Here is a 23,567-nt window from a genome sequence, read left to right on the forward strand (position 1 = left end):
CGGTGCGGAAGGTTCTGATCGCCAACCGGGGCGAGATCGCCGTGCGCGTGGCCCGCGCGTGCGGGGACGCCGGGATCGGCAGCGTCGCGGTCTACGCCGACCAGGACCTCGACGCCCTGCACGCCAGGGTCGCCGACGAGGCGTACGCGCTGGGCGGCCGGTCCCCCGCCGAGACCTACCTCGACATCGCCAAGCTACTCGACGTCGCGCGCCGCTCCGGCGCCGACGCCGTGCACCCCGGCTACGGCTTCCTGGCCGAGAACGCCTCCTTCGCCGAGGCCGTCATCGACGCCGGCCTGGTCTGGATCGGCCCGCCGCCGGCCGCGATCGCCGCGCTCGGCGACAAGGTGCGGGCCAGGCACATCGCGCAGAAGGTCGGCGCGCCGCTGGTCGCGGGCACCAAGGACCCGGTGAGCGGGGTCTCCGAGGTGGTGGCGTTCGCGGAGGAGCACGGGCTGCCGATCGCGATCAAGGCCGCGTACGGCGGGGGCGGGCGCGGCATCAAGGTGGCGCGCAGGCTGGAGGAGGTCGCCGAGCTGTACGAGTCGGCCGTACGCGAGGCGGTCGCCGCGTTCGGGCGCGGCGAGTGCTTCGTCGAGCGCTACCTCGACCGGCCCCGCCACGTCGAGACGCAGTGCCTGGCCGACCGCGACGGCAACGTGGTCGTGGTGAGCACCCGCGACTGCTCGCTCCAGCGCCGCCACCAGAAGCTGGTGGAGGAGGCGCCGGCGCCGTTCCTGACCGACGAGCAGGTCGAGATCCTCTACGCCGGCTCCAAGGCCATCCTCAAGGAGGCCGGCTACGTCGGGGCCGGGACGTGCGAGTTCCTCGTCGGGCAGGACGGGACGGTCTCCTTCCTGGAGGTCAACACCCGGCTGCAGGTCGAGCACCCGGTCAGCGAGGAGGTCTCGGGGATCGACCTCGTACGCGAGATGTTCCGGATCGCCGACGGCGAGCCGCTCGGCTACGGCGACCCGGTGCTGCGCGGGCACTCGATCGAGTTCCGGATCAACGCCGAGGACGCCGGGCGCGACTTCCTGCCCGCCCCCGGCACGCTGACCACCATGCGCCCGCCCTCGGGGCCGGGGGTGCGCCTCGACGCCGGCTACGAGGCCGGGATGACGGTGCCGGGGACGTTCGACTCGCTGGTGGCCAAGCTGATCGTGACCGGGCGCACGCGCCGGGAGGCGCTGGAGCGGTCGCGGCGGGCGCTGGCGGAGTTCGAGATCGGCGGGATGCCCACCGTGCTGCCGTTCCACCGGGCGGTGGTCGCGGATCCGGCGTTCGCGTCGGAGCCGTTCTCCGTGCACACGCGGTGGATCGAGACGGAGTGGGACAACCCGGTGCGGCCGTACGAGGGGGAGGTGGCCGCCGACGAGCCCGCCGGCGCCCGGGAGACGGTCACGGTCGAGGTCGGGGGCAAGCGGCTGGAGGTCGTCCTGCCCGCGGGGCTGGGCACGTCCGCCGCTACGCCCGTCGCGAACAAGGCTCCCCGGCGCGGGGCCGGCGGGGCCAGGAAGTCCGCGGCCGGCGGCGACTCGCTCGTCAGCCCGATGCAGGGCACGATCGTCAAGGTCGTGGCCTCCGACGGGGACGCGGTGAACGAGGGCGACACGGTGGTGGTGCTGGAGGCCATGAAGATGGAGCAGCCGCTGACCGCCCACAAGTCGGGCACGATCACCGGGCTGGCGGCGGCGATCGGGCAGACGGTGACGTCCGGCGCCACGATCTGCGAGATCAAGGACGCCTGAGCGGTTCTCGTAAAGGACTCTTGACCGGCGATCGACCGGTCCCGCGTAGAACCAGTGCCCGCACTTCGTCCACGATGTGCACCTGCGAGTCCCCGGACGGGTAGCGTGCGGAGTGAGGAACTTTGCCGACCGCCCGTTCGTCCTGAAGGGCGAAGGAGGCTTGCTGCCAATGACCCATTCGCTGCGCCGAGCAGGGGCCGCGATCGCGGCTCTGATCGCCGGTCTGATCGTCGTTCTTGCGCTGTCCCCTGCCGCCAACGCGGCGGCTCCCCCTGACGCGAAGTCAGTGGTGTCCAACTGGAAGAACGCTCCGCTCTACGCGGTGTCCGGCTCCGCTCTGTCGTCGGATCAGCAGAGTGAGATCAATGACGCGCTGAAGGGCGCGGACACCAAGATCTACGCCGTGGCGCTCCCGGATGGCACGGTGGACAACTCCAGCATTGAGCCCTACATGTCCCAGCTCAGCACGGAGCTGACGGCCGCGGGCCGCAACCGGGCGACGATCGCCGTCATCGACGGCACGACGCTCTTCGCGGGCTCGAGCGCCCTTCGCACGGCGGGCCTGGCGGGCGAGCTCGCCAACCGCGCGGTGACCGCCAACTCCGGCGACCTCGTGGCCGGCATGAAGGACTTCGCCAACCGGGTGGACATGGCCGCGCGGGGTGACCGTTCGGCCCTCGACTCCGGCAGTCAGGCCAACCCGGGTGCCGGCGGCACGGCCGCGCTGATCGCCCTGGGCGCCCTGGTCGTGGTCGGCGGTGGCGGCTACTTCCTCTACTCCAGCAACAAGAAGAAGAAGCGGGCCATCCAGGAGGCCAAGGACCTGGCCGCGGTCAAGCAGACCGTGGACGAGGACGTCACCAAGCTGGGCGAGGAGATCACCGCCCTCGACACCGACGTGTCGCTGTCCGGCGAGAGCGGCAAGCACATCGACGAGTGGCAGACGGCGCTCGACTCCTACGAGAAGGCAAAGACGCAGCTCGCCACCGTGCAGCGGCCCGACCAGGTCCGCGAGGTCACCCAGACCCTCGAGGACGGCCGCTACGCGCTCGCCGTGGTGAAGGCCAAGGTCAACAACGACCCGGTGCCCGAGCGGCGCGCGCCCTGCTTCTTCAACCCGCAGCACGGCCCGTCCCTCCGCGACGTCCGCTGGGCCCCGCCCGGTGGCGCGGTGCGCGACGTGCCCGCCTGCAAGATGGACGCCGAGGCCGTGGAGCGCGGCTTCGACCCGCAGATGCGCGAGGTCATGGTCGACGGCCAGCGCCGGCCCTACTACGACGCCGGCCCGGCGTACCAGCCGTACGCGTACGGCTACTACGGCGGCTTCGGCGACGTCATGACCGGCATGTTCATCGGCACCATGATGGGCAGCATGCTCAGCGGCGGCTTCGGCTACGGCGGCTACGGCGCCGGCTACGCGGACGGCGGCGGCGGCGACGCCGGAGGCGGTGACTTCGGCGGCGGCGACGGCGGCGGCTGGGGCGACTTCGGCGGTGGCGGCGACTTCGGCGGCGGAGACTTCGGCGGCGGAGACTGGTAACAGGCCCTCAGAAGCCCCGGATCGTGAACTGATCACGGTCCGGGGCTTCTTATTGTTCGTCCCCGGGCACCTGGCTCGGCCCGTCCCGGCCAGGGCGGGGGCGAGTTCCTCGAACTCCGCCACGCCGGCCAGGAGCGTCGCTGGTGCGGCGCCGTCGGATTGTGTCGGTGCGGCTCGTTACCATCGCGCAATGGACAGCGACGAGTGGACTGTGGAGCGCCATCTGAGCGGCAAGCCCGCCGGGGTCGTCTCCCTCTATCAGCGCTTCATCGAGCTGGCCGAGGGATGCGGGCCGTTCACCTACTCGGTGACCAAGTCGGCGATCGTCCTGAAGGGCGAGCGTCGCGGGTTCGCCGGCGCGGTCCCGAAGGACGGGGAGCTCAGGGGATACATGGACCTGCGGCGTACGTTCACGGATCGGCGGATCGTCAGTTCTTCCCCGTACACCAAGCGCCTCTACGTGCTCCACTGGCGGGTGAGCTCGCCCGACGATCTGGACGACGAGTTCGCCGGGTGGTTGCAGGAGGCTTACCAGGTGGGCCAGGGGGCGCATCTGTCCGGGCCGCCGCTCCGATGACCCACGTGGGCGGCACGACAGGAGGCATGCTCATCGTCATCGGCGGCCTGCCTGCCACGGGGAAGACGACTCTGGCTCGGCTTCTGGCCGGGCGGCTGGGCGCGGTTCACGTCCGTGTCGACACCATCGAGCAGGCGATCGTCCGCTCCGGCCTGGCCCGTCACCCGCTCGGGCCCGTCGGCTACGTCGTCGGCCATGCCCTGGCCGAGGATCATCTGCGCCAAGGGTTCACCGTCATCGCGGAATCGGTGAACCCCCTGCGGATCACGCGTGACGCGTGGCGGGACGTGGGGGCGCGGGCCGGGGTGGCGGTTGCGGAGGTGGAGGTGGTCTGCTCCGATCCGGAGGAGCATCGGGAGCGGGTGGCGGCGCGTTCGGTGGACATTCCCGATCTGCGGTTGCCTGACTGGCAGGAGGTTGTGGAGCGCGAGTACGAACCCTGGGACCGGGATCACATCACCGTCGACACGGCCGGGCGGTCACCGGAGGAGTGCCTCGATGACCTTCTCCTGGAGATCGATCGGCTTGGGCGGCGGCGACCGGCCGAGGGCTGAGGCCGCTTCCAGGTTCTCCGTCGATTTCGTCGGGTCCGGCGGTAAACCGGACGGGCTTCCCAGGCGGTAGTCATCGCTGGAAGCGACGAGACGGAGATGCTGGATGGACGACGGGTTCGCGGAGTACGTGGCGCATCGGCACTTACGGCTGTGCCGGATGGCCTACCTCCTTTCCCGGGACTGGGGAGCGGCCGAGGATCTGGTGCAGACCGCGCTGGCCAAGGCCTGGACGGTGTGGCAGCGGATCGAGGGTGATCCCGATCGCTACGTCTACCGCATCATCGTGAACACCCACGCGTCGTGGTGGCGCAGGCGGTGGCGCGGGGAGGTGCCGACCGAGAGCCTGCCCGAAACGGCCGATCCGCGCGATCCCGCCACGGAGGTGGACGACCAGGTCGCGCTCTGGGGCGCGATCGGGGCGCTGTCACCGCGCCAGCGGGCGGTGATCGTCCTGCACTACTTCGAGGGGCGGACGCTCGCCCAGATCGCCGACATCGTCGGTTGCTCGATCGGAGCGGTGAAGAGCCAGCTCAGCCGGGCGCTCACCCGTCTGCGGGTCGATCCGGACATTCAGACCATGAACTTGGAGAGGGTCCAGCGATGAGGCACACCGAGAGCGGGCTGGGACAACTTCTGGACGAGCGGAGCCGGGAACGTGCCGGCGGCGAACCGGCCGCCGACCTCGACGCGATCGTACGGCGGGGGCGCCGCATACGTCGTACGCGGCGGGCGGTGACGGCCGGGGCGGCGCTGGCCCTCACCGTCTCCGCCGCCGGGCTGGCGAACACCCTGCTGATCGGACCGCGGGCGGCGGACCAGGCGACGGTCGCCCAGCGTCCTGCGAACTCGGCCCGGGTGGAGCCCGAGCTGGAGATCCCCGAGGAGTTCAAGGTGGTGCTGGGAGCCACCAGGTTCGACCTCTCCCTCATCCACTCCGAGCGGTTCGGCACCATGGGCGCCGCCCGGACGGTGACCTACACTCCGACCAGCTACTTCACTGGATACAAGGTGGTCTGCGACGACCCTCGGGCGTGGGTGGTCACGAAGCAGCGGCTCAAGGGCGGCGAAATGGGGGGTGGGGCCGCACGCTGCGGGAGTGTGCAATCCGGGCATCACGACGAGCGCTCGGCACCCGATGGCTGGCTGGAGCGGCCGCAGTCCTTGCAGGTGTGGGTGTTTCCGGCGGATGCCCCTGTTCGGGAGATGGCGCAAGCGGCCGACATCAGGTGCCCGTCGTTCGTGAAGTCGCGGGAAGAGTGCGATGAGCGGGCCGATCTTGTCGCGCTGAGGCGTGCCGGAGTGCTCGAACGGCTGTCGGCCAGGGTGGGTGAACGGCCGGGCAGGTGGGCCGTCGGGATCTACGACCGCCCAGCCGAAGCTCCCGACGGTGGTCCCACCGGAGCCGACCCCACACCGAGCGGTGGAGGCTCGGAGGGCGCGGATCCCGTGCCGGATGGCACCCGGTCGGCCCCTGCGGATCCTGAGCGGGGCGGTGGCGGTTCCGCGGGGGTGCCTGTCTCGTAGGGTTTCGGGCATGGGTGATCATGTTCGTCTCCTGTGCCTGCGCCACGGCGAGTCCGAGAACGTCGTGCTCGGCGCCTCGGGAGCGCTGCCGGGCGCGGAGCTGACCTCGAAGGGGCGGGTGCAGGCGGCGGAGGCGGCGCTGCGGTTGCGGGGCGAAGGGGTCACCCGGGTGTACGCCAGTGACGCGGTCCGGGCCCGGCAGACCGCGGAGATCATCGCGGGCACCTTGCAGGTGGGCGTGGTGCTCGTTCCGGAGCTGGTGGAGATCGGGCTCGGGCGGTTCGAGGGCGCGATGGACGCGGCGGTGCGCAAGCGTACGGCCGAGGTCCTGCGCTCGTGGGTCGTGGACGGGGAGCTGGGCGAGGCGGTGGGCGACGGCGAGGACGGGCATGCCGTCACCGCCCGCGTCGTCGCCGCCCTGACCTCGATCGTCGCGGCCCATCCGGGTGGGACGGTCGCCGTCGTGGGGCATGTCGGGAGCCTGACCATCGGGCTCACCGAGCTGTGCGGGCGCGACGGGCCGGCTGGGCGGGTGTGGGGGGCGCCGTTGCCGTACGCGGTGCCGTTTCCTGTCGCGTGGGACGGGCGAGCGTGGCACTGCGACGCCTGGCCGCAGAATGTCTGATGTGCTCTATTTTGCCCAAGGGCCACGAGTGGCCATCCGTTACGTCTGCCTGCAGGACTTCGAGGAGCTGTCGGCCCTGCACACGGAGAGCGCGAAGATGCTCGCCCGATGGATGCCCGGCCCGCCCATCGTCACGTTCGAGGACTTCGAGAGCTATCTGACCAGGTTCGACGGACCCCTCCACGAGGGGTTCCTCATCTGCCGGAGCGACACCGGCGGGATCGTCGGGCGGGTCAACGTCAACAACATCATCCGGGGAACCCACCAGAGCGCGACGATCGGCTACTCCGCCTACGCCTCCACGACCGGCCGCGGGTACATGACCGAGGGCCTCGGGCTGCTCGTCCGGCACGCGTTCGGCGAGATGGAGCTGCATCGCCTGGAGGCCAACATCCAGCCGTCGAACACCGCCTCCCTGAGCCTGATCAAGCGCGTCGGCTTCCAGCGCGAGGGCTACTCGCCCAACTTCCAGTACATCGACGGCGCCTGGCGGGACCACGAGCGCTGGGCCATCACCGTGGAGATGACCGAATGAGCGAAGTGATCGTGCGGGCGACGGCACGCGTGCTGCTGCTCGACCACGCCGACCGGATCCTCCTCTACCGGGGCCAGCTGCTGCAGGTGGACGATCCGCCGTACGCGTGGTTCACGCCGGGAGGGGGCCTCGATCCCGGGGAGAGCGCGCGGCAGGCCGCCGCGAGGGAACTGCGGGAGGAGCTCGGGCACGTGGTGGACCCCGAGGCGCTCGGGCCGGTGGTGGCGACCAGCGAGGGCGGCTGGTCGGTGGCCGGGCAGCGGTTCTACTCCCGCGACTCCTACTTCCTGCTGCGGGTGAACGGGCTGGAGGTGGACACCTCCGGCATGGACGAGGAGGAGCGGGCGGCGACCGACCGTTTCCACTGGTGGGCCCTCGCCGAGCTGGACCGGCTGGCCGACAGCGACGAGCCCGTGGTGCCGAGCGGGCTCGGGCCGCTGGTGGCGCGGCTCGCCGCCGGGGAGCTTCCGGCCGCGCCGGTCGTCCTGCCGTGGCATCTCCCGGGCAGCCGGGCTCGCCATGAGGGGCGTGGCAGGATCGGTACGTGACGTTCGCGCCCCTGCCCGAGACCGCGGCCTGGCGGCATCTCGACGCGCGCACCGGCTTCGAGGTCGTGCGCTTCCAGGGGCGGCGGATCGAGGGCTGCACGACGGCGGTCGAGGACGGGCTGGCCTGGATCGTGGACTACGTCATCGACGTGGACGCCACCTGGGCCACGCGCCGCGCCCGGATCACCGGCCGCACGGCCTCCGGGACCCGCCGCACGCTCGTGGAGGCCGACGGCGCGGGCCGCTGGCGGGTGGACGGCGCACCGGCGCCGCACCTGGACGGCTGCCTGGACATCGACCTCGAGTCGTCGGCGATGACGAACACGTTCCCCGTGCACCGGCTGGGCCTGGCGGAAGGGGCCGGGTCAGCCGCGCCGGCGGCCTTCGTCCGGGCCCTCGACCTCGGGATCGAGCGGCTCGACCAGCACTACGCACGCGTGCCCGACGAGGGTGGGCGCCGGTGCTACGACTACGCGGCGCCGGTCTTCGGCGTCACGTGCCGGCTGGTCTTCGACGCGTCGGGGCTGGTCCTCGACTATCCCGGCCTGGCGGTGCGCGAGAGGTGAGAAACCCTTGACCTCGACTTTGGTTGAGGTAGCAACCTGGTCCCAGGACACAGGTAACCAAGGAGTGAGGTCATGGCACACGACAGAGTGATCATCTACGAGGAGGCCGGAGCGGATCCGCAGGCCGACGTGATGGTGGTCGAGAACGGCCGGGGACGCACCCGGGTACGCGCCGTCGCCGAGCCCGCCCAGATGGTGGACCTGGTGGCGGGGCTGGTGGGCGAGGGGGCCGACCAGGTCGAGCTGTGCGGCGGGTTCGGCGCGGTGTGGCACGCCGAGGCCCGCCGGGTCGCGGCCGGGAAGGCGACGGTCGGCGCGATCTACTACGGGTTCGAGTCGCTGACGAACGTGGCCTCGTACAAGGCGCGGTTCGAGGCCGGAGAGGCGCTGTCGGAGGCGTTCGTCATCGTGCACGAGGACGCCGATCCCGAGGTGGACCGGGTCGTGCACGAGAGGGAGGCGGGCGGCAGGACCACCTTCGTGGCGGTGCCCGACGAGGCGGCCGCGGCCGCCGTGGCCGCGAAGATGGCCGGCGAGCTGCAGCTCATCGAGCTGTACGGCGCGGCAGGCCCCGAGTCGGCGGCGCCCGTCATCGTGGCCGTGGACGCGAGCGTGCCCGTGGGCGTGAGCGGGTACGGGCGCTGACGGTCAGTTCGCCGGCAGGAGGGTGCCCAGCGGGCCGAGGTCGAGGTTGAGGTCCTCCGGGGTGAGGTCGAAGCGCGCGCAGAGGTCGCCCATCGCCTCCTCCAGGCGCATCAGGGTGACGCCGAGCACCTCGATCTGCTCGTCGGTCAGGTTGCCCTGGTCCATGCGGCGTACGCACTGGCGCTCCACGAGCTGGCGTACCAGCTCGACGAGGGTGAGGACGAGGCGGGTCAGGTCGCGCTCGACCGTGTCCGAGTCCGCGGCGATGCGCCAGCGGGGCGTCTCCATGGCGGCTCACGAGCTCCCTTCGAGTTCGTCCACCGACACGATCAGCGTGCGCAGTGAGATGTGCACCAGATCGATGTCGGCGATGGACAGCACCAGGTCGCCGGTCAGCACGACGCCCCCGGCCAGCAGCCGGTCCAGCAGGTCCACGAGGGCCACGCGCTCGGGCGGCAGCCGGTCGTCGGCCAGCACGTCCCGCCTCACGTCGCCTCCAGGACCGTGAACGAGTAGGGCGCCCAGGGGCCGGTCATGCGGATCTCCACGCCGTCGCCGCCCAGGGTGCCCGCCAGCTCCGCGAACTCGGCGTCGCGGGCCTCGTCCACCAGGTAGGCGCCGTTCAGCAACATCACGTCGTCGCGGCCGGACAGGCGCGGGTCCTGGGTGCGGTGGCGGCAACCGGCGGCGGCGAGGGCGCACAGGGCCTGGTGGATGTGGTCGGCGCGGCGCAGCGCCTGCCGGCGCGCCTGCTCCCGGCCGCGCAGGCTGGCGCGCCGCCGCTGCAGGTACGCCGTCCCCGGCCGCCCCGCCTGCCGGTCGCCCGGTCCCGGACGTCCGGCATGTCCCTCGCCCGTCGCCTGGCGTCCGGCATGTCCCTCGCCCATCCCCAGGCGTCCGGCATGCCTGTCGCCCGTCCCCTCACGACCGGCGGGCCCGTCGCCCGCCCCCTGGCGGCCGGCATGGCCGCCGTCGGCGGTGGGGTCCGGGGCGCGGGGGTCGGTGGCCGGGGTGGCGTAGGCCTTGACGCCCCATTCCCTGCGGCCCGTGACCTGGTCGAGCAGCTCCAGGAAGTCGTCCCCGCGCCGGTCCAGCAGGTCGCCCACCTGGCCGTCGTCCTCGTACACCGTGACGAGCCGCACCGGCGCCGTCGTCGTGGCCGCCGCGACGGCGTCGACGACCCGGTGGTGGGCGCGCGCCGTCTCCGCCAGCCAGTCCAGGTCCTCCAGGGACCGCCGCAGCGGCTCCTCCCCGAACTGGTCGAGCGGCACCGTGCTCACGTAGGCGACGAGCCCGTTGCGGCTGATCGCGCGTACGGACGCGCCCGCCACACCGGGCGGGCACTCGAAGAACGAGTCGCGGGCCACCGCGTAGAGGTACGTGCCCTGACCCTCCTCAGCCACCGGCCCTCCCCTCGACCGCATGCCCGGCGACCCCGTGTGCCTGCACCCCGTGCCCCTCGGCGTCGTGTCCCTCGACAGCCGACAGGCGGCGGCGCAGGCGGCGGTTCTCCTCCACCAGCTCGCGGTCGCGTCCCGACAGCCACGGGTCGTGCTCCCACCAGTCGATGCCGAGCTCCCTGGCGGTGTCCACGGAGGCGATCAGCAGCCGCAGCTTGATCGTCAGCAGCTCGATGTCCAGCAGGTTCACCCGGATGTCTCCGGCGATCACCACACCCCGGTCGAGCACGCGCTCCAGGATGTCGCCGAGGTTGGCCGGCTCGCGGCTCCCCGGCCCCGAGCCGTACGTCGGACGGACCACAGGACCCGACTGTGAAACTCTGTCCATCTCAGACCGCCTCACCGTAGTCGGCGTTGGACCGCCGGTATCTGCGGATCCTCCGATATGACAGCAAGCTGCCCTCCCCGTCGATCTCGGCCTGGTAGACCGCGAGCATGTCCCCCGACGACGGGATGCGGCGGTCCTCGACGACCTCGACGTTGATCAGCCAGCCGCCTTCCGTGCGTTGTACCGAGGTGATGCCCTCGGCCCGCTTCGTGGTCAGGTCCTCGATGTGGCGCATGCCGACCCCGCCGGCCGTCACCGCGGTCAGCTGCGGCTCCGGCGCCGGCGGTCGCGGCGCCTGCGTTCTCGGCTTCTCGGCGGTCGCCCGCCTGGCGGTCGTCGTCTTCTCGGCGGCCGGCCGCCTCGTGGTCGTCGTCTTCTCGGCGGTCGGCCGCCTGATGGTCATCGGTTCATCTCCCCATCGCTCCCTGCAGCACCTGCTCGACGGCCCGGCGCTCCTCCTCCTCGGTGATCTCCCCGGCCTCCCTGGCCGCCTCGATCTCCTCCAGCTTCCTGCGCACGGCGGCCGGGTTGTGCAGCTCCCGGTCGGCCTGGTCCTGGATCAGCTCAGCGAGCCGGATCAACCCGCGAACCGGCGCCAGCGGCCACGTGAAGATGGTGCTCACCAGACCCACGGTTCGCGCCCCCCTACGCCTGCGCGGTGACGAAGTCGTACGGGGCCATGGGCCCCAGCAGCCGCATGGTCACGCGGCCCTCCCAGCGCTCCCCGAAGTCCCGCACGGCCTTCTCCAGCGCCTTCTGGTCGCTGGACTTCGCGAGCAGCGCCACGTGCACGGCGTCCTGCTCGTGCGTGGGCTCCCGGATGACCCCCTGGACGTAGTGGCCGGTCAGGGCGTCGAGGAGCAGGCGGGTGTCCAGGTCGCGCTTGGCCTCGATCGAGGCCGTGATGATCTCGCCGAGCCGGATCCGCTCGTTCCTGGTCGCGTCCTCCGACCTGCCGCGGATGGCCTCGCGCAGGCCGGCCGCCTCCGGGCTCTCGGCGAGGATCTCGGTGAGCACGGCCTGCTCGACGTAGCGGCCCTTGATGACGTACTCGGCCTGTCCCTTGAGCTCGTCCAGCGCGGCGAGGAAGTCGTCCTCGTGCGGCGCGAGCAGCTCGTCCACGACGGCGTCCGCGCTGGCCAGCACCGCCCCGAACCGGAACGGGAGCACCGGGCCCTTGGCCGCCATGGCGTCCAGCAATCCTTCGTGCGCGAAGAAGTCTCCCGGCCGGCCCAGGGGCTCCTCGACGTTGACGTCGCTGACGAGGGCCGCGATGTCGCCGTGTTTGACGAGCTTGACCTTGCCCGCCGGGTCGCCCAGGCCGCGCTCGTCCGACGTCACCTTGGCGTTGGCGAGCACGATCCCGTAGACGTACGTGCCGATGTTCTGGCTGCGGCGGGTGGCCTGCTTGGGCACGGAGGCTCCGGAGACCTTCGTAGAACGTCCCATTGTGCTTACTCTTCCTCTCGCTTCGGCCGCGGTTTCCTACGGGGGGCAGCCTTGGGTTCCCGCTCCACGGTGACCTCCGCCTCCGGCTCGGCCGCCGCGGCCGCGGGGTCGCGTTTGGGCTCGGTGAGCTCCCGGAGCGTGTCGCCCGCCGCCTCCACCACGCCCTGGACCACTTCCTTGGTCTTGTCCTGGCTCGGCACGCCCTTCGCCCGCTCGATGACGTCGGGCAGTCCCTTCTCGCTCTGGGTCATGTCCAGCCTGTTCGCGGCCTCCGCGAAGCGCAGGTAGGTGTCGACACTGGCCACGACGACGCGCGCGTCGATGGTCAGGATCTCGATGCCGACGAGTGACACCCTGACGTAGGCGTCTATCACGAGGCCTCGGTCGAGGATCGTGTCGATGACGTCGGCAAGGCCGGTCGGGCCCCGCCCGCCGACCTGACCGGCTGCCGCCGGTTGCACAGACGTACTCATGTGTTCCCCCTTCGCCTTCGCCAGCCTGCCCAGCAAATACGACAGGGAACCACATACAGCTAAAAAACCGGCAGATTTGACATACGCGGCGTTTGCCGATGATTACCTTCCGCAAACTTGGGATGCGGAGGTGTTTGCCTCAGCTGCTGGCGCGGATGGCCAGGAGGGGCGTGAGGAGGGTGGAGTCGGGGACCGGACGCCCCTCCAGCTTGTCCATGACGAGGCGGACCGCCTCCCGGCCCACCTCCTCGGCCGGGATCAGCACAGAGGTGAGCGGCGGGCTCGCCCGTTCGGCCACGTCGTCGGGGCAGATCGCCACCACGGCCACGTCGTGCGGCACCCGCCGGTCGAGCTGGCGCAGCGCGGCCAGCACGTGGCTCACCGCGGCCTCGTTGTGCACGACCAGCCCGGACAGGCCCGGCCGGTCGAGGAGGAGGTCGCGGACGGTCTCGTACACCTCGTCGAACGTCTCCTCGCACGGCAGCGCGACGCCCTTGAGCCCGTGGTCGTCCAGCGCCGCCACGAAGCCCTCGCGGGTCCGGGTGGCGAAGCCGGTGCCCCGGTCGTACACCACCGACGGCGCCCCGAGCAGCGCGATCTCCTCGTGCCCGCGCTCGGCCAGGTGCTCCACGCAGCGCGCCCCCGCCGCGGCGAAGTCGAGGTCCACGCACGTCAGCCCGGCCGGCTCGGCGGGGAAGCCGATGAGGACGCTCGGCTCGGGCAGCTCCCGCAGCAGCGGCACCCGGCGGTCGTCCAGCTCCACGTCCATGAGCACGAGCGCGTCCACCAGCGCGCTCGCGGCCACCCGCCGGATGCCCGCGGTGCCCTCGTCGGCGGTCAGCAGCAGCACGTCGTGGTCGAACCGGCGGGCGGCCGTGACGACGGCGCTGGCGAAGCGCATCAGCACGGGCACGTGCATGCCCGCCCGCAGCGGCAGCACCAGCGCGATCACGTTGGAGCGCTTGCTGGCCAGCGCGCGGGCGCCGGCGTTGGGGTGGTAACCGAGCGCGCTGATGCTGTCGAGCACCCGCCGCCTGGTGTCGGCCGAGATCGTCCGCTTGCCGCTGAGCACGTACGAGACCGTGCTCACGGCCACACCCGCGTGCTTGGCGACCTGGGCGATCGTGACCGTCCGCCCGCTCAAGCCCCTGCTCCGAAGTCGATCCGGGCCAGCGTCACGCCCTCGTTCTCGAACACCACATAGAGATCGTGCACCCCTTCGGCGCCCGAGAGCGAGGCCGTGACGGAGTGATAGCCGTACCGGTCGGTCCGGGGCACGGGGAACGTGGCCAGCGCCTGGCCGTAGAGGGGGTCGCCGCGGCGGATGGTGATCATGCCGCCTTCCGTGCTGCCCGCCTCCGCCACGCAGGTCGCGGCGCCGGTCAGGTCCACCTGCCGGAACAGGATCCAGGCGCCCTCCACGTCGGACCGCACGGCGTCGCCGTCCACCCTGGTCTCGTCCACGAACGTGATCGCGTCGTACTCGTCGTGGTCCGCCGCGCGCAGCGTGCCCGACTGGGGCGGGACGGTCTCGCCCTCGACCTCGAAGCGGGCGCTCAACCGCAGGTCGGTGGCGCTGCGGCCGACCATGAGCTGGTGCGGCGCGCTCTCCACGACGAACCTGCTCCTGGTGACGTCCCAGAAGGCCAGCTCGGACACCGGCAGGCGCAGCTCGACGGCCCGGCTCTCACCGGGCTCCAGGCGTACCTTCTCGAACCCGCGCAGGCGGCGCAGCGGTTGCTTGACGCGGGAGCGCTGCTGGTGGGTGTAGAACTGGACGACCTCGACGCCGGGGCGGGATCCCGTGTTCGTCACCGTGGCCTCGGCCACCAGGACGCCGTCGGCGATCCGCACGCGCAGGTCCGCGTACTCGAACGTGGTGTAGCTCAGGCCGTGGCCGAAGGGGTGCAGGGGGACGCCGCGGAAATACTGGTAGGTGGCGTCGGAGGCGATGATGTCGTAGTCGAGCAGGTCGGGCAGCTCCTGCTCGGAGCGGTACCACGTCTGGGTGAGGCGGCCCTCGGGGTCGGCGTCGCCGAACAGCACCTCGGCCAGCGCGTGGCCGTACTCCTGGCCGCCGTGCGCCGACCACAGCACCGCGGGCAGCTCGCCCTCGGTCCAGGTGAGCGGGTAGCCGCTGGTGATGACCATGACGGTACGCGGGTTCGCCTTGCGCACGGCCCGGACCACGGCGTCCTGTCCGGGGGCGAGGGCCAGGGTCATGCGGTCCTCGGTCTCGCGGCCGTTCACCAGGGGGTGGTCGCCGACCACCACGATCGCCACGTCGGCGTCGGCGGCCACGCGGGCGGCCGCATCGGTGCCGCTGCCGACCACCTCCATGGCCAGCCACGCGGCCTGGTCGGCGTCGTCCACCAGGCGCAGCACGCCGTCCTCGCCCGCGCCGACGTAGCAGCCGGTCGAGATGTGGCGCAGGGCGAGCGTGCCGCGCGGGCGCTCCTCCGTGCGGAACGTCTGGCGCACCTCCCACCCGTTCGGCCCCGGCTGGTCGTTGACCAGCGCCCCGCCGTCCACGGCCGGGTCCACCGAGACGAACCGGCCGGTCGTCACGGAGCGCAGCGCGTACGCGCCGCCGCCCCAGTCGAACAGGTCGAACAGGCCCGGCTCGGCGGCGTCCGCGCGCAGCGGCCCGCCCGCCGGATCGGCGGTGACCGCTCCCGCCTCGGCGGTCAGCGTGACCCGGTCCACGGCCTCGCAGAACACGGTCTCGCACCGCTCGGCCAGCCCGGCCCGGGCGGTGACGGCGTAGGGCAGGGTGCCGCTGTACCAGTCCTCCATGAGAGCGTCGCCGAGCTGCCCGATCACCGCGACCTTCCGCACGTCGCGGAGCGGCAGCAGGCCGTCGTTCTCCAGCAGCACGAACGAGCGCCGCGCCGCCTCCCTGGCCAGCGCCTGGTGCTCGGGGCAGTTGACCACGTTGTCGTTGATGTCGTCGTACGGCGTCGCCGGGTCGAACTCGCCCAGCCGGAACCGGATCGACAGCGCGTGCCGCACCGCCGAGTCGACGTCCTCCTCGCTCATCAGCCCCTGGGCCAGGGCGTCACGCAGGTGCCCGAGCGTGGCCTCCGAGCGGTCGTCGTCCTGGGTGAAGCTGTCGAGCCCGGCCTTGACCGCGTGCGCGTACGCCTCGGGCAGCGTGTCGTGGTAGCCCTGGAGCGCGGTGAGGTTGCCCGGCGCGTACGCGTCGCTGACGACCAGCAGGTCGTCCGGCGCCCACGCCCGCAACACCTGCCCGATCAGCGGGCTGAGGTGCGCGGGACGCCCGTTGACCAGGTTGTACGACGGCATCACGGCCACCGCCGCGCCCGCCTCGATCGGCCCCCGGAAGGCCGGCAGCTCGTACTCGTGCAGCACCCGCGGCGGCAGGTTGCTGGAGGTCGTGCACCGCTCGGTCTCGTTGTTGTAGGCCAGGAAGTGCTTCAGCGTCGGGGCGGTCTTGAGCGTTTCGGGAGCGCTCCCACGAAGCCCACGCGCATAGGCCGTGGCCATCACCGAGGTCAGCCACGGATCCTCGGAGTACCCCTCCTCGTTCCGCCCCCACCTGGGATCGCGCAGCGGGTTGACCACCGGCGCCCACACGTTGAGCCCCGCCCCGGCGGGATCCTTGTGGTGGAAGGCCAGCACCTCGTCGCTGGTGGCCTCGCCGACCCTGCGCAGGAGGTCGCGGTCCCAGGTCGAGGCCAGGCCGATGGCCTGCGGGAAGACGGTGGCCGGGCCCAGCCAGGCCAGGCCGTGCAGCGCCTCGGTGCCCGTGCGGAAAGCGCCGAGCCCGAGCCGCTCGACCGGGGCCTGGTACTGGTGCAGCAGGCCCACCTTCTCGTCGAGGGTGAGCCGGTGCAGCAGATCGTCGATCCGGTCGCGAAGCGGGACCTCCGGGTCGCGGAAGGGGGGTACGTGCATGGTCATCCCTCTGAGAGTGTCGAAGCGCTTCGACGACCGGCCTGGGGAAGTTACGCGGACGTTTCGATGGGTTGACTGAAGGGTGCACGCCCCCGTGACCAAGGTCAAGGGATTCGCGACAATCCTCCCGGCAATCTTCCCGAATCGACGGAGTCGAGCACCCTCGCCGCACCCCCCAGCGCGGCCGCGTCGTGCCCCAGGGTCGAGGCCACGACCTGGCATCCCCCCGCTTCGGCGGCGATCACGCGGTGGCCCAGCTCCCCGTGGACGGCGGGCAGCAGCCACGGCGCCAGCGGGACGTAGTAGCCGCCGAGGATCACCACTTCGGGGTTGAGCAGGTTCGCCAGGATCGACACGCCCTGGCCCAGGCTCCTGCCCACGGATTCGAGCGTGGCCAGGGTCGCCGGGTCGGCCGCGCGGGCCAGGCGTACGACCTCCTCGATCTCGACCTGGATCTCCGCCGGGGACAGGTCTCTGCGCAACACGGCGCCGATGCCGGCCATGGCCTCCAGGCAGCCGCGCCGGCCGCAGTGGCAGGCGGGGCCTTCGGGGTCGAGCTGGACGTGGCCGATCTCGCCGCTGTAGCCGCGCCCGCCCCGGCGCAGCCGCCCGTCGAGGATGACGCCGGCGCCGATCTCGCCGGTGAGGTAGACCAGGTCGGAGGCGCCCGCGTGCGCGCCGAAGCGCTGCTCGGCCAGGGCCGCGAGGTTGGCGTCGTTGTCGACCTGGATGGGGAAGCCCGGATCGCGCAGCGCCTTGGCCAGGTCACCCCCGAGATCGGCGTCGTGCCAGCCGAGGTTGGGCGCGATGCGTACGGTGCCCTGCACGTCGACCAGCCCCGGCACGGCCACGGCCAGGCCGAGCACCTGGCGCTCCTCCTTGGCCATCCGGCTGACCACGCGCCTGATGATCGCCCCGACGCCGGCCACGCCCTGGTTGACGGACTCGCCCCCCGAGAACGAGCGCCGCCACGTCAGCAACCGCTCCCCCGCCAGGTCGGTGGCCACGGCCGAGACGGTGTCGACGTTGATCTCGACCCCGATGGCGGCATACGGCGAGCCGTCGAGGACGAGCATCGTGGCCGGCCTGCCGACGCGGTTTTCCGTCAGCCCGGTCTCGCGGACGAGCCGGCGGTCGATGAGGTCGGCGACCAGGCTGGAGACGGTCGCCTTGTTCAGCCCGGTGGAGGCGGCGATGTCGGCGCGCGAGCACGGTGCGTGCTCGCGCACGAACCGCAGGACGACCGCGAGGTTGGTGGCCCGTACGTCGGCGAAGTCGGCCGGCTGAGGGCCGGTCGTAGAAGTGATCAATATCAGCCCCGTTCCCGCCAAGAGATGACCCCAGCATGCCGCATCGCGGGCTCCCTTCACCAACCTGTGACCGTCGCGATCCCTTGTGGCTGCTGACACAGTCTACTAATTTGTTTGGTCGTAATACCAACTAATACTAAGAGGCCATCCCACTCGGAGAAAGGGAGCGAGCCATGGCAATCTCCACGACGCGCCGCGGGTTCCTCGGCCTGGTCGGCGCGAGCGTGCTCGTAGCGGGCTGCGCCGAGAAGAAGGAAGTGTCCAGGGGCACGGCCGTGGCGGCCGACAAGCTCAAGAGCCTGGTGCCCACCAGGGTCCCGTTCGAGATTCCCGGGCTCAAGCCCGACCTGCCCGGCAGCGAGTTCGTCCAGCCCGGCTTCCTGTCGCGTCCCGCCCAGATGGTGCAGGCCGTCACCACCAAGCCGCTCACCAGCGGCAAGGAAGTGACCGCGATGACGCCGCTGTGGGGGACGGTGCCGCCGGGCCTGGGCAGCAACTCCTACTACGACACGGTGAACGACCGTCTCGGCGGCACGGTCCGCTTCAACATCTCGGACGGCAACACCTACGGGCAGAAGCTGAGCACCGTCCTGGCCAGCGGCGACGTGCCGGAGATGGTCATGGTTCCCGAGTGGGAGCTCATCAAGATCGGCCACTTCACCGAGGCGGCCAACAAGCTCTTCGCCGACCTGTCCCCCTACCTGGCCGGGGACAAGGCCAAGGAGTTCCCGCTGCTGGCCAACTACGACACCGCCGCCTGGCAGTACGGCGTCTTCGGCGGCGTCCTGCAGGGCATCCCCTGGCAGAACGACCCGTTCCCGTTCGCCACGTTCGTCCGCCAGGACATCATGGAGGAGCTCGGCCTGGAGCACCCCAAGACCGCCCAGGACCTGCTCACGCTCGGCAAGGAGATCACCGACGCCAAGAAGAAGCGCTGGGCGTTCGGCGGCGGCATGGAGCAGGAGCTCCAGCGGGCCTTCGGCGCGCCGCGCGAGTGGCGCAAGAAGAGCGACGGCACCCTCGAGTACAAGTACGAGACCGCCGAGTGGGCCGCCAGCATCGAGTTCCTGGCCAAGATCTTCGAGGCCGGCTACGTGCACCCGGACATCGTGGCCAACAAGGACGCCGACAACAAGGGCATCTTCGGCAGCGGCCAGATGATCATCTACCGGGACGGCCTCGGCTCCTGGCACGAGAACATGGGCCGGTTCGGGGCGGACAACCCGAAGTTCCGCCAGATGATCGTCGACCCGTACCCGGCGCAGGCGGGCGGGAAGCTCCTCATGTGGCGCAACGAGCCCGCCAGCATGTTCGTCTTCATCAAGAAGGGCCTCGGCGACGCCCGCACCGGTGAGCTGCTCGCGCTGTCCAACTGGGCCTCCGGGCCGTTCGGCACCCAGGAGTACGAGCTCGTCACCAACGGCGTCGAGGGCAAGCACTACACCGTCGAGGGCGGCAAGGTGAAGCAGACCGCGCTCGGGCGCAAGGAGGTCGCGCCCACGTACCTGTTCCTGTCGGGCCGGCCGAACGCCAACTCGATGAGCCAGTACGAGGGCCTCGTCCAGGGCCTGTGGGACTGGTCGACCAAGGCGGCGGCGATCCTGGACAACGACCCGTTCGTGGGGATCCGCGTGGAGCGGCCGTCCAAGATGGCCGGGCTGACCGTGCCCACCGAGGACAAGGTGCAGGAGATCGTCCGGGGCAAGCGACCCGTCTCCGAGTGGCCCAAGATCGTCAAGGAGTGGCAGGACCAGGGCGGGAACGAGGCGCGCGAGTTCTACATGAAGGTCGCGCGTGAGAACGGCCGGCTCTGAGGCCGTGAGGAGCACTCCATGGACACGATGACGTCGGGGGACGTCTCCATGCCCGGGAACGGCCGATCATGGGTGCGGTGACCGCCAAGCGGCCCGTCCGGAGCGGCACGCCCTCCGGCGGCCCGCTCGCCTCGCCGCCCGGCCTGACCTGGCGGGCCAAGCTGCGCAGGGACTGGCCGCTGGTGGTGATGAACCTGCCGATGCTGCTGGTGGTGCTCGCCTTCTGGTGGGTCCCGGCGCTCGGCAACGTGATCGCCTTCCAGGACTACAACCCGTACACCGGCGGCATCGCCGGCAGCCCGATCATCGGCTTCACGAACTTCGCGCTGCTCTTCGAGGATCCGCAGTTCCTACGCGCGATCGGCAACACCCTGTCGATCACCGCCTTCCAGCTCATCTTCTACTTCCCCGTGCCGATCATGCTGGCGCTGCTGCTCAACAGCATCGCCTCGGCCAAGCTCAGGGCGTTCGTGCAGGGCGTGGTCTACATGCCGTTCTTCTTCTCCTGGGTGCTGGTCGTGGCCATCTTCCAGCAGATGTTCGGCGGGGCGGGCCTGCTGGCGCAGATCCTGCGGGAGAACGGCCGCGAGGCTGTGGACTGGATGACGAACTCCGACACGTTCATCCTGCTCATCACGTCCCAGACCATCTGGAAGGACGCCGGCTGGGGCGCGATCATCTTCCTGGCCGCGCTCAGCACCATCGACCCGAACCTCTACGAGGCCGCGGCCGTGGACGGGGCCCGCCGGTGGCGGCGCATGTGGCACATCACGCTGCCCGGCCTGCGCCCGGTGATCATCCTGCTGCTGATCCTGCGGCTCGGCGACGCGCTGAACGTCGGGTTCGAGCAGTTCATGCTGCAGCGCAGCGCCGTGGGCAGCGAGGCGTCCGAGGTGTTCGACACGTTCGTGTACTGGTCGGGCATGCGTACCGGCGATCTCGGCTACGGCGCGGCGGCCGGGCTGTTCAAGGGCCTGGTGGGGCTGCTGCTCATCGTGGCGGCCAACCGGGTGGCGCACGCGTTCGGCGAGCGAGGGGTGTATTCGAAGTCATGACGGCACTGACGACCAGGCCCCGCCCCCGCAAGCCCGCCAGGCTGGCGCCCTGGGAGGAGCGGCCCTCGCCGGTCGGCCGGCTGGGCAAGGGCACGCTGGTGACCCTGATCCTGCTGATCGTGCTCGGCCCGCTCTACACGATCGTCCTGACCAGCCTGAGCTCCACAGCCACCGTGAACCGGGCGGGCGGGCTCGTGCTGGTGCCCGACGAGATCACGTTCGAGGCGTACCGGCAGATCTTCTCCGACACCGTCGTGAGCCGGGCGGTGCTGGTCAGCACCGGCGTGACCGTCGTGGGCACGCTGATCAGCGTCGGGGTGAGCGTGCTGGGGGCCTACTCGCTGTCGCGGCCCGGCTCGTTCCTGCACCGGCCGCTGCTGTTCAGCGTGCTGCTGATGTTCGTGTTCTTCCCCGGCATCATCCCCGTCTACCTGATGGTGAGCGGGCTGGGGCTGAAGGACAGCTACTGGTCGCTGATCCTGCCGACGGCCGTGTCGGCGTTCAACGTGGTGGTGCTGCGCTCGTTCTTCATGAGCATCCCGGGCGAGGTCCTGGACAGCGCGCGCATCGACGGGGCCGGGGAGTTCCGGATCCTGTTCCGGATCGTGCTGCCCATGTCGAAGGCGGTCACGGCGGTCGTGGCGATGTTCTACGCGGTCGGCTACTGGAACGCGTGGTTCAACGCGATGCTCTACATCGACGACACCCGCAAGTGGCCGCTGGCGCTGATCCTGCGGCAGTACGTGGTGGACTCCAACCCGCTGCCCGCCGCCACCGCCGGGGTGACGGGCGACGCCCCGCCCACCCTGGCGATCAAGATGGCCATCGTGGTGATCGCGGTGATCCCCGCCCTGATCATCTACCCGCTCGTGCAGCGCCACTTCACCAAGGGCGTGATCGTCGGCGCGATCAAAGGCTGACCGGCGGGGGCGCCGGAGCCCCCGTCACGAGGCGGGCCGCAACTCCTGGCCGCCCGCCTGCCGCGCCGTCAGGAGTAGAAGTGCATAACGATGCCCAGGCCCACGAAGTGCACGAGCACGATGATCACGATCAGCGAGACGAACACGAACTTGGCCGGGCCGTGCTCGAAGTGCTTGCCCTCCTTGAGGGGAGGCAGCTTGGCCTGGCGCTCGGCGATGCGTTCCTCCAGCGGCTTGCGGTGAAACACGGGGCGACCTCCAGGTCGGGGGGCGTAAGATTTGCGTGGCATCTTTTTGTACACTATTAGTTTGTACACAAAGTAATTTACCAGAAGCATCCGGAGGTTTCGACAGATGGAGCCTGTGACAGAGGCAACAGATCTCCTGGCCCTCGACCGGCAGGTGTGCTTCGCCCTCAGCATCGCCTCGCGCAGCGTGATCGGCCTCTACCGGCCGCTGCTGCAGCCCATGGGGCTCACCCACCCGCAATACCTGGCCATGCTCGCGCTCTGGGAGCACGAGCCCCTGTCGGTCAAGGAGCTGGGCGAGCTGCTCCGGCTCGACCCGGGCACCCTGTCCCCGCTCCTCAAGCGGCTCCAGGCCCTGGGCTACATCCATCGCGAGCGCAACAGCAAGGACGAGCGCGCCCTCGCCGTGACGCTCACGCCGGAGGGCCGGCAGCTGAGGGCCGAGGCGGAGAAGATCCCGCCCGCCATCGTGGCCCGCCTCGGCATGAGCCTCGAAGAGCTCCAGGACCTGCACACGTCCCTGATGCGGGTGATCGCGGCCACCCACGCGGACGAGGACTGAAGTCAGCCGGTGAAGATGTCCTCCGGCAGGAACGCCGAGACCAGGAAGCTGGGCACGTCCACGAGCTGGCTGACCTTCAGGTCCACCGCGACGCTGCAGATCGCGTACGCCTGCTGGGCGCTCCACCCCCGATCCCCGAGGTGGTCGATCATCTCCAGCAGCGCGTTGCGGGCGGCCAGCGTCGCGTCCTCCGCCACCACCTCCCCGTCCCGGCTCACTGACATCCCGGTCGTGGCGTAGAACCTCCGGGGCGCCGCGAACGGCGCCGCCACCCAGTAGTCCGACCGCGAGAACCGCGGTCCCCTGATCCCCTTCTCCGCGGCCTCCCCCGGGTGCACGGCGAAGCGCACCCGCAGCGTGGCCCGCATCTCGATCGCCGTCCCGCACGCCTCGCAGTCGCCCTGCGCGAAGTGCGCGTCCCCGGCCGAGAACAGCGCCCCCGGCGTGTCCACCGGGACGAACAGCCGCGTCCCGGCCCCGAGCTGCTTGATGTCCACGTTCCCCGCCTGCTCCCTGGGCGGGATCGTCCTCAGCCCGGACGCCCCGGCCGTGGCGGGCACCGCGCCGTCGGGCGACGGCGGCAGCACGAACCCGCCGCGCTCCAGCGCCGCCTGCTCCCGCGCCGTGATCCTGGCCAGCGACCCGTGCCCGGGCGACAGCCCGATCGTCCCCATGAACGGCGCCGCCGGGATCCGCACGCCCGGCAGGTCGTCCGACACCGCCCAGCCGTCGGCGAGCTGCCAGCGCACGATGAACGGCTCGGGGAACACGTCACGCAGGAACCCGAAGCCGGGCACCTGCACGGTGTAGCCGTAGCCGTCCGGCACGACCTCCAGGATCTCGATCTCCAGCAGGTCCCCCGGCTGGGCGCCCTCGACGTGGACGGGGCCGGTGAGCGGGTGCACGACGTCGAGATCCGGCGCCTCGACGGTCTTCAGCGTGGCGTTCGGGCCCATCTGGCCGTCGAAGGCGTCCCTGGTCTCCATGACCACCTCGTCGCCGGGCGCGCAGCGCACGACGGGCGGGATGTCCGGATGCCAGCGGTTGTGGCCGGTGCCGGGCTCGTCGCGAAGGGGGAGGGCGGGATTGACGCGGATCTCGTGTACGGCCATGGCGGGCCCCCTCGGGTGCGGCGTGTGAGCGCCACGCTTCGCCCGCCCGTGCC

28 protein-coding genes are annotated in these 23,567 nt (G+C 71.1%); 15 read left to right on the forward strand and 13 right to left on the reverse strand.

Features of this window, described 5'->3' with window-relative positions; translation table 11 throughout:
• The first annotated feature begins 2 nt into the window (after window positions 1–2).
• The 11 genes from AB0J69_RS03680 to AB0J69_RS03730 all read left to right on the forward strand — a co-directional run bounded on the left by AB0J69_RS03680 (window position 3) and on the right by AB0J69_RS03730 (window position 8,865).
• Window positions 3–1,751, forward strand: coding sequence for a biotin carboxylase N-terminal domain-containing protein (locus tag AB0J69_RS03680; protein ID WP_364112494.1), 1,749 nt, complete (start codon window positions 3–5; stop codon window positions 1,749–1,751).
• 169 nt (window positions 1,752–1,920) lie between these two features.
• Window positions 1,921–3,291 (forward strand): hypothetical protein, encoded by a 1,371-nt coding sequence (locus AB0J69_RS03685; RefSeq protein WP_364112496.1) that lies wholly within the window; start codon window positions 1,921–1,923, stop codon window positions 3,289–3,291.
• A gap of 190 nt (window positions 3,292–3,481) precedes the next feature.
• A complete protein-coding gene (locus AB0J69_RS03690; protein WP_364112498.1) occupies window positions 3,482–3,868 on the forward strand; it encodes a DUF5655 domain-containing protein in 387 nt (128 codons plus the stop codon).
• A gap of 26 nt (window positions 3,869–3,894) precedes the next feature.
• Window positions 3,895–4,422: an AAA family ATPase gene (locus tag AB0J69_RS03695; protein ID WP_364112500.1), complete on the forward strand. Its 528-nt coding sequence runs from the start codon at window positions 3,895–3,897 to the stop codon at window positions 4,420–4,422.
• Between the two features lie 103 nt (window positions 4,423–4,525).
• A complete protein-coding gene (locus AB0J69_RS03700) occupies window positions 4,526–5,026 on the forward strand; it encodes a SigE family RNA polymerase sigma factor (protein ID WP_364112502.1) in 501 nt (166 codons plus the stop codon).
• Window positions 5,023–5,946 (forward strand): hypothetical protein, encoded by a 924-nt coding sequence (locus AB0J69_RS03705; protein ID WP_364112504.1) that lies wholly within the window; start codon window positions 5,023–5,025, stop codon window positions 5,944–5,946. Before AB0J69_RS03700 ends, AB0J69_RS03705 begins: the two co-directional genes overlap by 4 nt.
• 10 nt (window positions 5,947–5,956) lie before the next feature.
• The gene (locus tag AB0J69_RS03710) at window positions 5,957–6,571 is read left to right on the forward strand and encodes a histidine phosphatase family protein (protein WP_364112506.1); all 615 of its coding nucleotides are present in this window, start codon (window positions 5,957–5,959) and stop codon (window positions 6,569–6,571) included.
• Window positions 6,572–6,599: 28 nt separating this feature from the next.
• Window positions 6,600–7,106: a GNAT family protein gene (locus AB0J69_RS03715; protein ID WP_364112508.1), complete on the forward strand. Its 507-nt coding sequence runs from the start codon at window positions 6,600–6,602 to the stop codon at window positions 7,104–7,106.
• Window positions 7,103–7,654, forward strand: a complete 552-nt coding sequence (locus AB0J69_RS03720) for an NUDIX domain-containing protein (protein WP_364112510.1) — start codon at window positions 7,103–7,105, stop codon at window positions 7,652–7,654. The genes AB0J69_RS03715 and AB0J69_RS03720 overlap by 4 nt, the downstream gene beginning before the upstream one ends.
• Window positions 7,651–8,220 (forward strand): putative glycolipid-binding domain-containing protein, encoded by a 570-nt coding sequence (locus AB0J69_RS03725; RefSeq protein ID WP_364112512.1) that lies wholly within the window; start codon window positions 7,651–7,653, stop codon window positions 8,218–8,220. The genes AB0J69_RS03720 and AB0J69_RS03725 overlap by 4 nt, the downstream gene beginning before the upstream one ends.
• Before the next feature lie 72 nt (window positions 8,221–8,292).
• The gene (locus tag AB0J69_RS03730; RefSeq protein ID WP_364112514.1) at window positions 8,293–8,865 is read left to right on the forward strand and encodes a DUF6506 family protein; all 573 of its coding nucleotides are present in this window, start codon (window positions 8,293–8,295) and stop codon (window positions 8,863–8,865) included.
• Between the two features lie 3 nt (window positions 8,866–8,868).
• Here the strand turns inward: AB0J69_RS03730 and AB0J69_RS03735 are convergent, their stop codons facing one another.
• The 11 genes from AB0J69_RS03735 to AB0J69_RS03785 all read right to left on the reverse strand — a co-directional run bounded on the left by AB0J69_RS03735 (window position 8,869) and on the right by AB0J69_RS03785 (window position 17,803).
• Entirely contained in the window at window positions 8,869–9,153 is a 285-nt protein-coding gene (locus AB0J69_RS03735; RefSeq protein ID WP_364112516.1) for a gas vesicle protein K, read from the reverse strand.
• A 6-nt stretch (window positions 9,154–9,159) separates the two neighbouring features.
• Window positions 9,160–9,354, reverse strand: a complete 195-nt coding sequence (locus AB0J69_RS03740; RefSeq protein WP_364112518.1) for a gas vesicle protein — start codon at window positions 9,352–9,354, stop codon at window positions 9,160–9,162.
• Window positions 9,351–10,268, reverse strand: coding sequence for a GvpL/GvpF family gas vesicle protein (locus AB0J69_RS03745; RefSeq protein WP_364112520.1), 918 nt, complete (start codon window positions 10,266–10,268; stop codon window positions 9,351–9,353). The genes AB0J69_RS03740 and AB0J69_RS03745 overlap by 4 nt, the downstream gene beginning before the upstream one ends.
• The gene (gvpJ, locus tag AB0J69_RS03750; protein ID WP_364112522.1) at window positions 10,261–10,626 is read right to left on the reverse strand and encodes a gas vesicle protein GvpJ; all 366 of its coding nucleotides are present in this window, start codon (window positions 10,624–10,626) and stop codon (window positions 10,261–10,263) included. The genes AB0J69_RS03745 and gvpJ (AB0J69_RS03750) overlap by 8 nt, the downstream gene beginning before the upstream one ends.
• A 28-nt stretch (window positions 10,627–10,654) precedes the next feature.
• Window positions 10,655–11,056 carry a gas vesicle protein GvpO gene (gene gvpO, locus AB0J69_RS03755; RefSeq protein WP_364112524.1) on the reverse strand — a complete coding sequence of 134 codons (402 nt, stop codon included), beginning with the start codon at window positions 11,054–11,056 and terminating at the stop codon, window positions 10,655–10,657.
• A 4-nt stretch (window positions 11,057–11,060) separates the two neighbouring features.
• A complete protein-coding gene (locus AB0J69_RS03760; RefSeq protein WP_364112526.1) occupies window positions 11,061–11,276 on the reverse strand; it encodes a gas vesicle protein GvpG in 216 nt (71 codons plus the stop codon).
• Window positions 11,277–11,298: 22 nt separating this feature from the next.
• Entirely contained in the window at window positions 11,299–12,102 is an 804-nt protein-coding gene (locus tag AB0J69_RS03765; RefSeq protein WP_364112528.1) for a GvpL/GvpF family gas vesicle protein, read from the reverse strand.
• Between the two features lie 5 nt (window positions 12,103–12,107).
• The gene (gvpJ, locus tag AB0J69_RS03770; protein WP_364112530.1) at window positions 12,108–12,575 is read right to left on the reverse strand and encodes a gas vesicle protein GvpJ; all 468 of its coding nucleotides are present in this window, start codon (window positions 12,573–12,575) and stop codon (window positions 12,108–12,110) included.
• Between the two features lie 139 nt (window positions 12,576–12,714).
• Window positions 12,715–13,719 carry a LacI family DNA-binding transcriptional regulator gene (locus AB0J69_RS03775; RefSeq protein ID WP_364112532.1) on the reverse strand — a complete coding sequence of 335 codons (1,005 nt, stop codon included), beginning with the start codon at window positions 13,717–13,719 and terminating at the stop codon, window positions 12,715–12,717.
• Window positions 13,716–16,499, reverse strand: coding sequence for a glycoside hydrolase family 3 C-terminal domain-containing protein (locus AB0J69_RS03780; RefSeq protein ID WP_364112534.1), 2,784 nt, complete (start codon window positions 16,497–16,499; stop codon window positions 13,716–13,718). Before AB0J69_RS03780 ends, AB0J69_RS03775 begins: the two co-directional genes overlap by 4 nt.
• A 98-nt stretch (window positions 16,500–16,597) precedes the next feature.
• Window positions 16,598–17,803 (reverse strand): ROK family transcriptional regulator, encoded by a 1,206-nt coding sequence (locus AB0J69_RS03785; RefSeq protein WP_364112536.1) that lies wholly within the window; start codon window positions 17,801–17,803, stop codon window positions 16,598–16,600.
• 173 nt (window positions 17,804–17,976) lie between these two features.
• On the opposite strand from AB0J69_RS03785, the gene AB0J69_RS03790 reads away from it, so the two are divergent.
• The 3 genes from AB0J69_RS03790 (at window position 17,977) to AB0J69_RS03800 (ending at window position 21,592) form a co-directional block, all read left to right on the forward strand.
• Window positions 17,977–19,617, forward strand: coding sequence for an extracellular solute-binding protein (locus tag AB0J69_RS03790; RefSeq protein WP_364112538.1), 1,641 nt, complete (start codon window positions 17,977–17,979; stop codon window positions 19,615–19,617).
• Window positions 19,618–19,685: 68 nt separating this feature from the next.
• A complete protein-coding gene (locus AB0J69_RS03795) occupies window positions 19,686–20,672 on the forward strand; it encodes an ABC transporter permease subunit (protein WP_364112540.1) in 987 nt (328 codons plus the stop codon).
• The gene (locus AB0J69_RS03800) at window positions 20,669–21,592 is read left to right on the forward strand and encodes a carbohydrate ABC transporter permease (RefSeq protein WP_364112542.1); all 924 of its coding nucleotides are present in this window, start codon (window positions 20,669–20,671) and stop codon (window positions 21,590–21,592) included. The genes AB0J69_RS03795 and AB0J69_RS03800 overlap by 4 nt, the downstream gene beginning before the upstream one ends.
• Before the next feature lie 68 nt (window positions 21,593–21,660).
• On the opposite strand, the gene AB0J69_RS03805 is transcribed toward AB0J69_RS03800, so the two are convergent.
• Window positions 21,661–21,840, reverse strand: a complete 180-nt coding sequence (locus AB0J69_RS03805) for a hypothetical protein (RefSeq protein WP_364112544.1) — start codon at window positions 21,838–21,840, stop codon at window positions 21,661–21,663.
• Between the two features lie 115 nt (window positions 21,841–21,955).
• On the opposite strand from AB0J69_RS03805, the gene AB0J69_RS03810 reads away from it, so the two are divergent.
• Window positions 21,956–22,402 carry a MarR family transcriptional regulator gene (locus AB0J69_RS03810; protein WP_364112546.1) on the forward strand — a complete coding sequence of 149 codons (447 nt, stop codon included), beginning with the start codon at window positions 21,956–21,958 and terminating at the stop codon, window positions 22,400–22,402.
• A gap of 2 nt (window positions 22,403–22,404) precedes the next feature.
• Here the strand turns inward: AB0J69_RS03810 and AB0J69_RS03815 are convergent, their stop codons facing one another.
• Complete coding sequence (locus AB0J69_RS03815) at window positions 22,405–23,514, reverse strand: acetamidase/formamidase family protein (protein WP_364112548.1); 1,110 nt, start codon at window positions 23,512–23,514, stop codon at window positions 22,405–22,407.
• Window positions 23,515–23,567 lie beyond the last annotated feature (53 nt).

The organism is Nonomuraea sp. NPDC049709, assembly GCF_040674815.1.
Taxonomy (GTDB): domain Bacteria; phylum Actinomycetota; class Actinomycetes; order Streptosporangiales; family Streptosporangiaceae; genus Nonomuraea.

What these genes read in the sequence shown, in the direction of transcription:
- AB0J69_RS03685 (WP_364112496.1), top strand. Translation starts at nt 1,921, where the DNA reads ATGACCCATTCGCTGCGCCGAGCAGGGGCCGCGATCGCGGCTCTGATC.
- AB0J69_RS03690 (WP_364112498.1), top strand. Translation starts at nt 3,482, where the DNA reads ATGGACAGCGACGAGTGGACTGTGGAGCGCCATCTGAGCGGCAAGCCC.
- AB0J69_RS03695 (WP_364112500.1), top strand. Translation starts at nt 3,895, where the DNA reads ATGCTCATCGTCATCGGCGGCCTGCCTGCCACGGGGAAGACGACTCTG.
- AB0J69_RS03700 (WP_364112502.1), top strand. Translation starts at nt 4,526, where the DNA reads ATGGACGACGGGTTCGCGGAGTACGTGGCGCATCGGCACTTACGGCTG.
- AB0J69_RS03705 (WP_364112504.1), top strand. Translation starts at nt 5,023, where the DNA reads ATGAGGCACACCGAGAGCGGGCTGGGACAACTTCTGGACGAGCGGAGC.
- AB0J69_RS03710 (WP_364112506.1), top strand. Translation starts at nt 5,957, where the DNA reads ATGGGTGATCATGTTCGTCTCCTGTGCCTGCGCCACGGCGAGTCCGAG.
- AB0J69_RS03720 (WP_364112510.1), top strand. Translation starts at nt 7,103, where the DNA reads ATGAGCGAAGTGATCGTGCGGGCGACGGCACGCGTGCTGCTGCTCGAC.
- AB0J69_RS03730 (WP_364112514.1), top strand. Translation starts at nt 8,293, where the DNA reads ATGGCACACGACAGAGTGATCATCTACGAGGAGGCCGGAGCGGATCCG.
- AB0J69_RS03735 (WP_364112516.1), bottom strand. Translation starts at nt 9,153, where the DNA reads ATGGAGACGCCCCGCTGGCGCATCGCCGCGGACTCGGACACGGTCGAG.
- gvpO (WP_364112524.1), bottom strand. Translation starts at nt 11,056, where the DNA reads ATGACCATCAGGCGGCCGACCGCCGAGAAGACGACGACCACGAGGCGG.
- AB0J69_RS03765 (WP_364112528.1), bottom strand. Translation starts at nt 12,102, where the DNA reads ATGGGACGTTCTACGAAGGTCTCCGGAGCCTCCGTGCCCAAGCAGGCC.
- gvpJ (WP_364112530.1), bottom strand. Translation starts at nt 12,575, where the DNA reads ATGAGTACGTCTGTGCAACCGGCGGCAGCCGGTCAGGTCGGCGGGCGG.
- AB0J69_RS03780 (WP_364112534.1), bottom strand. Translation starts at nt 16,499, where the DNA reads ATGACCATGCACGTACCCCCCTTCCGCGACCCGGAGGTCCCGCTTCGC.
- AB0J69_RS03790 (WP_364112538.1), top strand. Translation starts at nt 17,977, where the DNA reads ATGGCAATCTCCACGACGCGCCGCGGGTTCCTCGGCCTGGTCGGCGCG.
- AB0J69_RS03795 (WP_364112540.1), top strand. Translation starts at nt 19,686, where the DNA reads ATGGGTGCGGTGACCGCCAAGCGGCCCGTCCGGAGCGGCACGCCCTCC.
- AB0J69_RS03800 (WP_364112542.1), top strand. Translation starts at nt 20,669, where the DNA reads ATGACGGCACTGACGACCAGGCCCCGCCCCCGCAAGCCCGCCAGGCTG.
- AB0J69_RS03815 (WP_364112548.1), bottom strand. Translation starts at nt 23,514, where the DNA reads ATGGCCGTACACGAGATCCGCGTCAATCCCGCCCTCCCCCTTCGCGAC.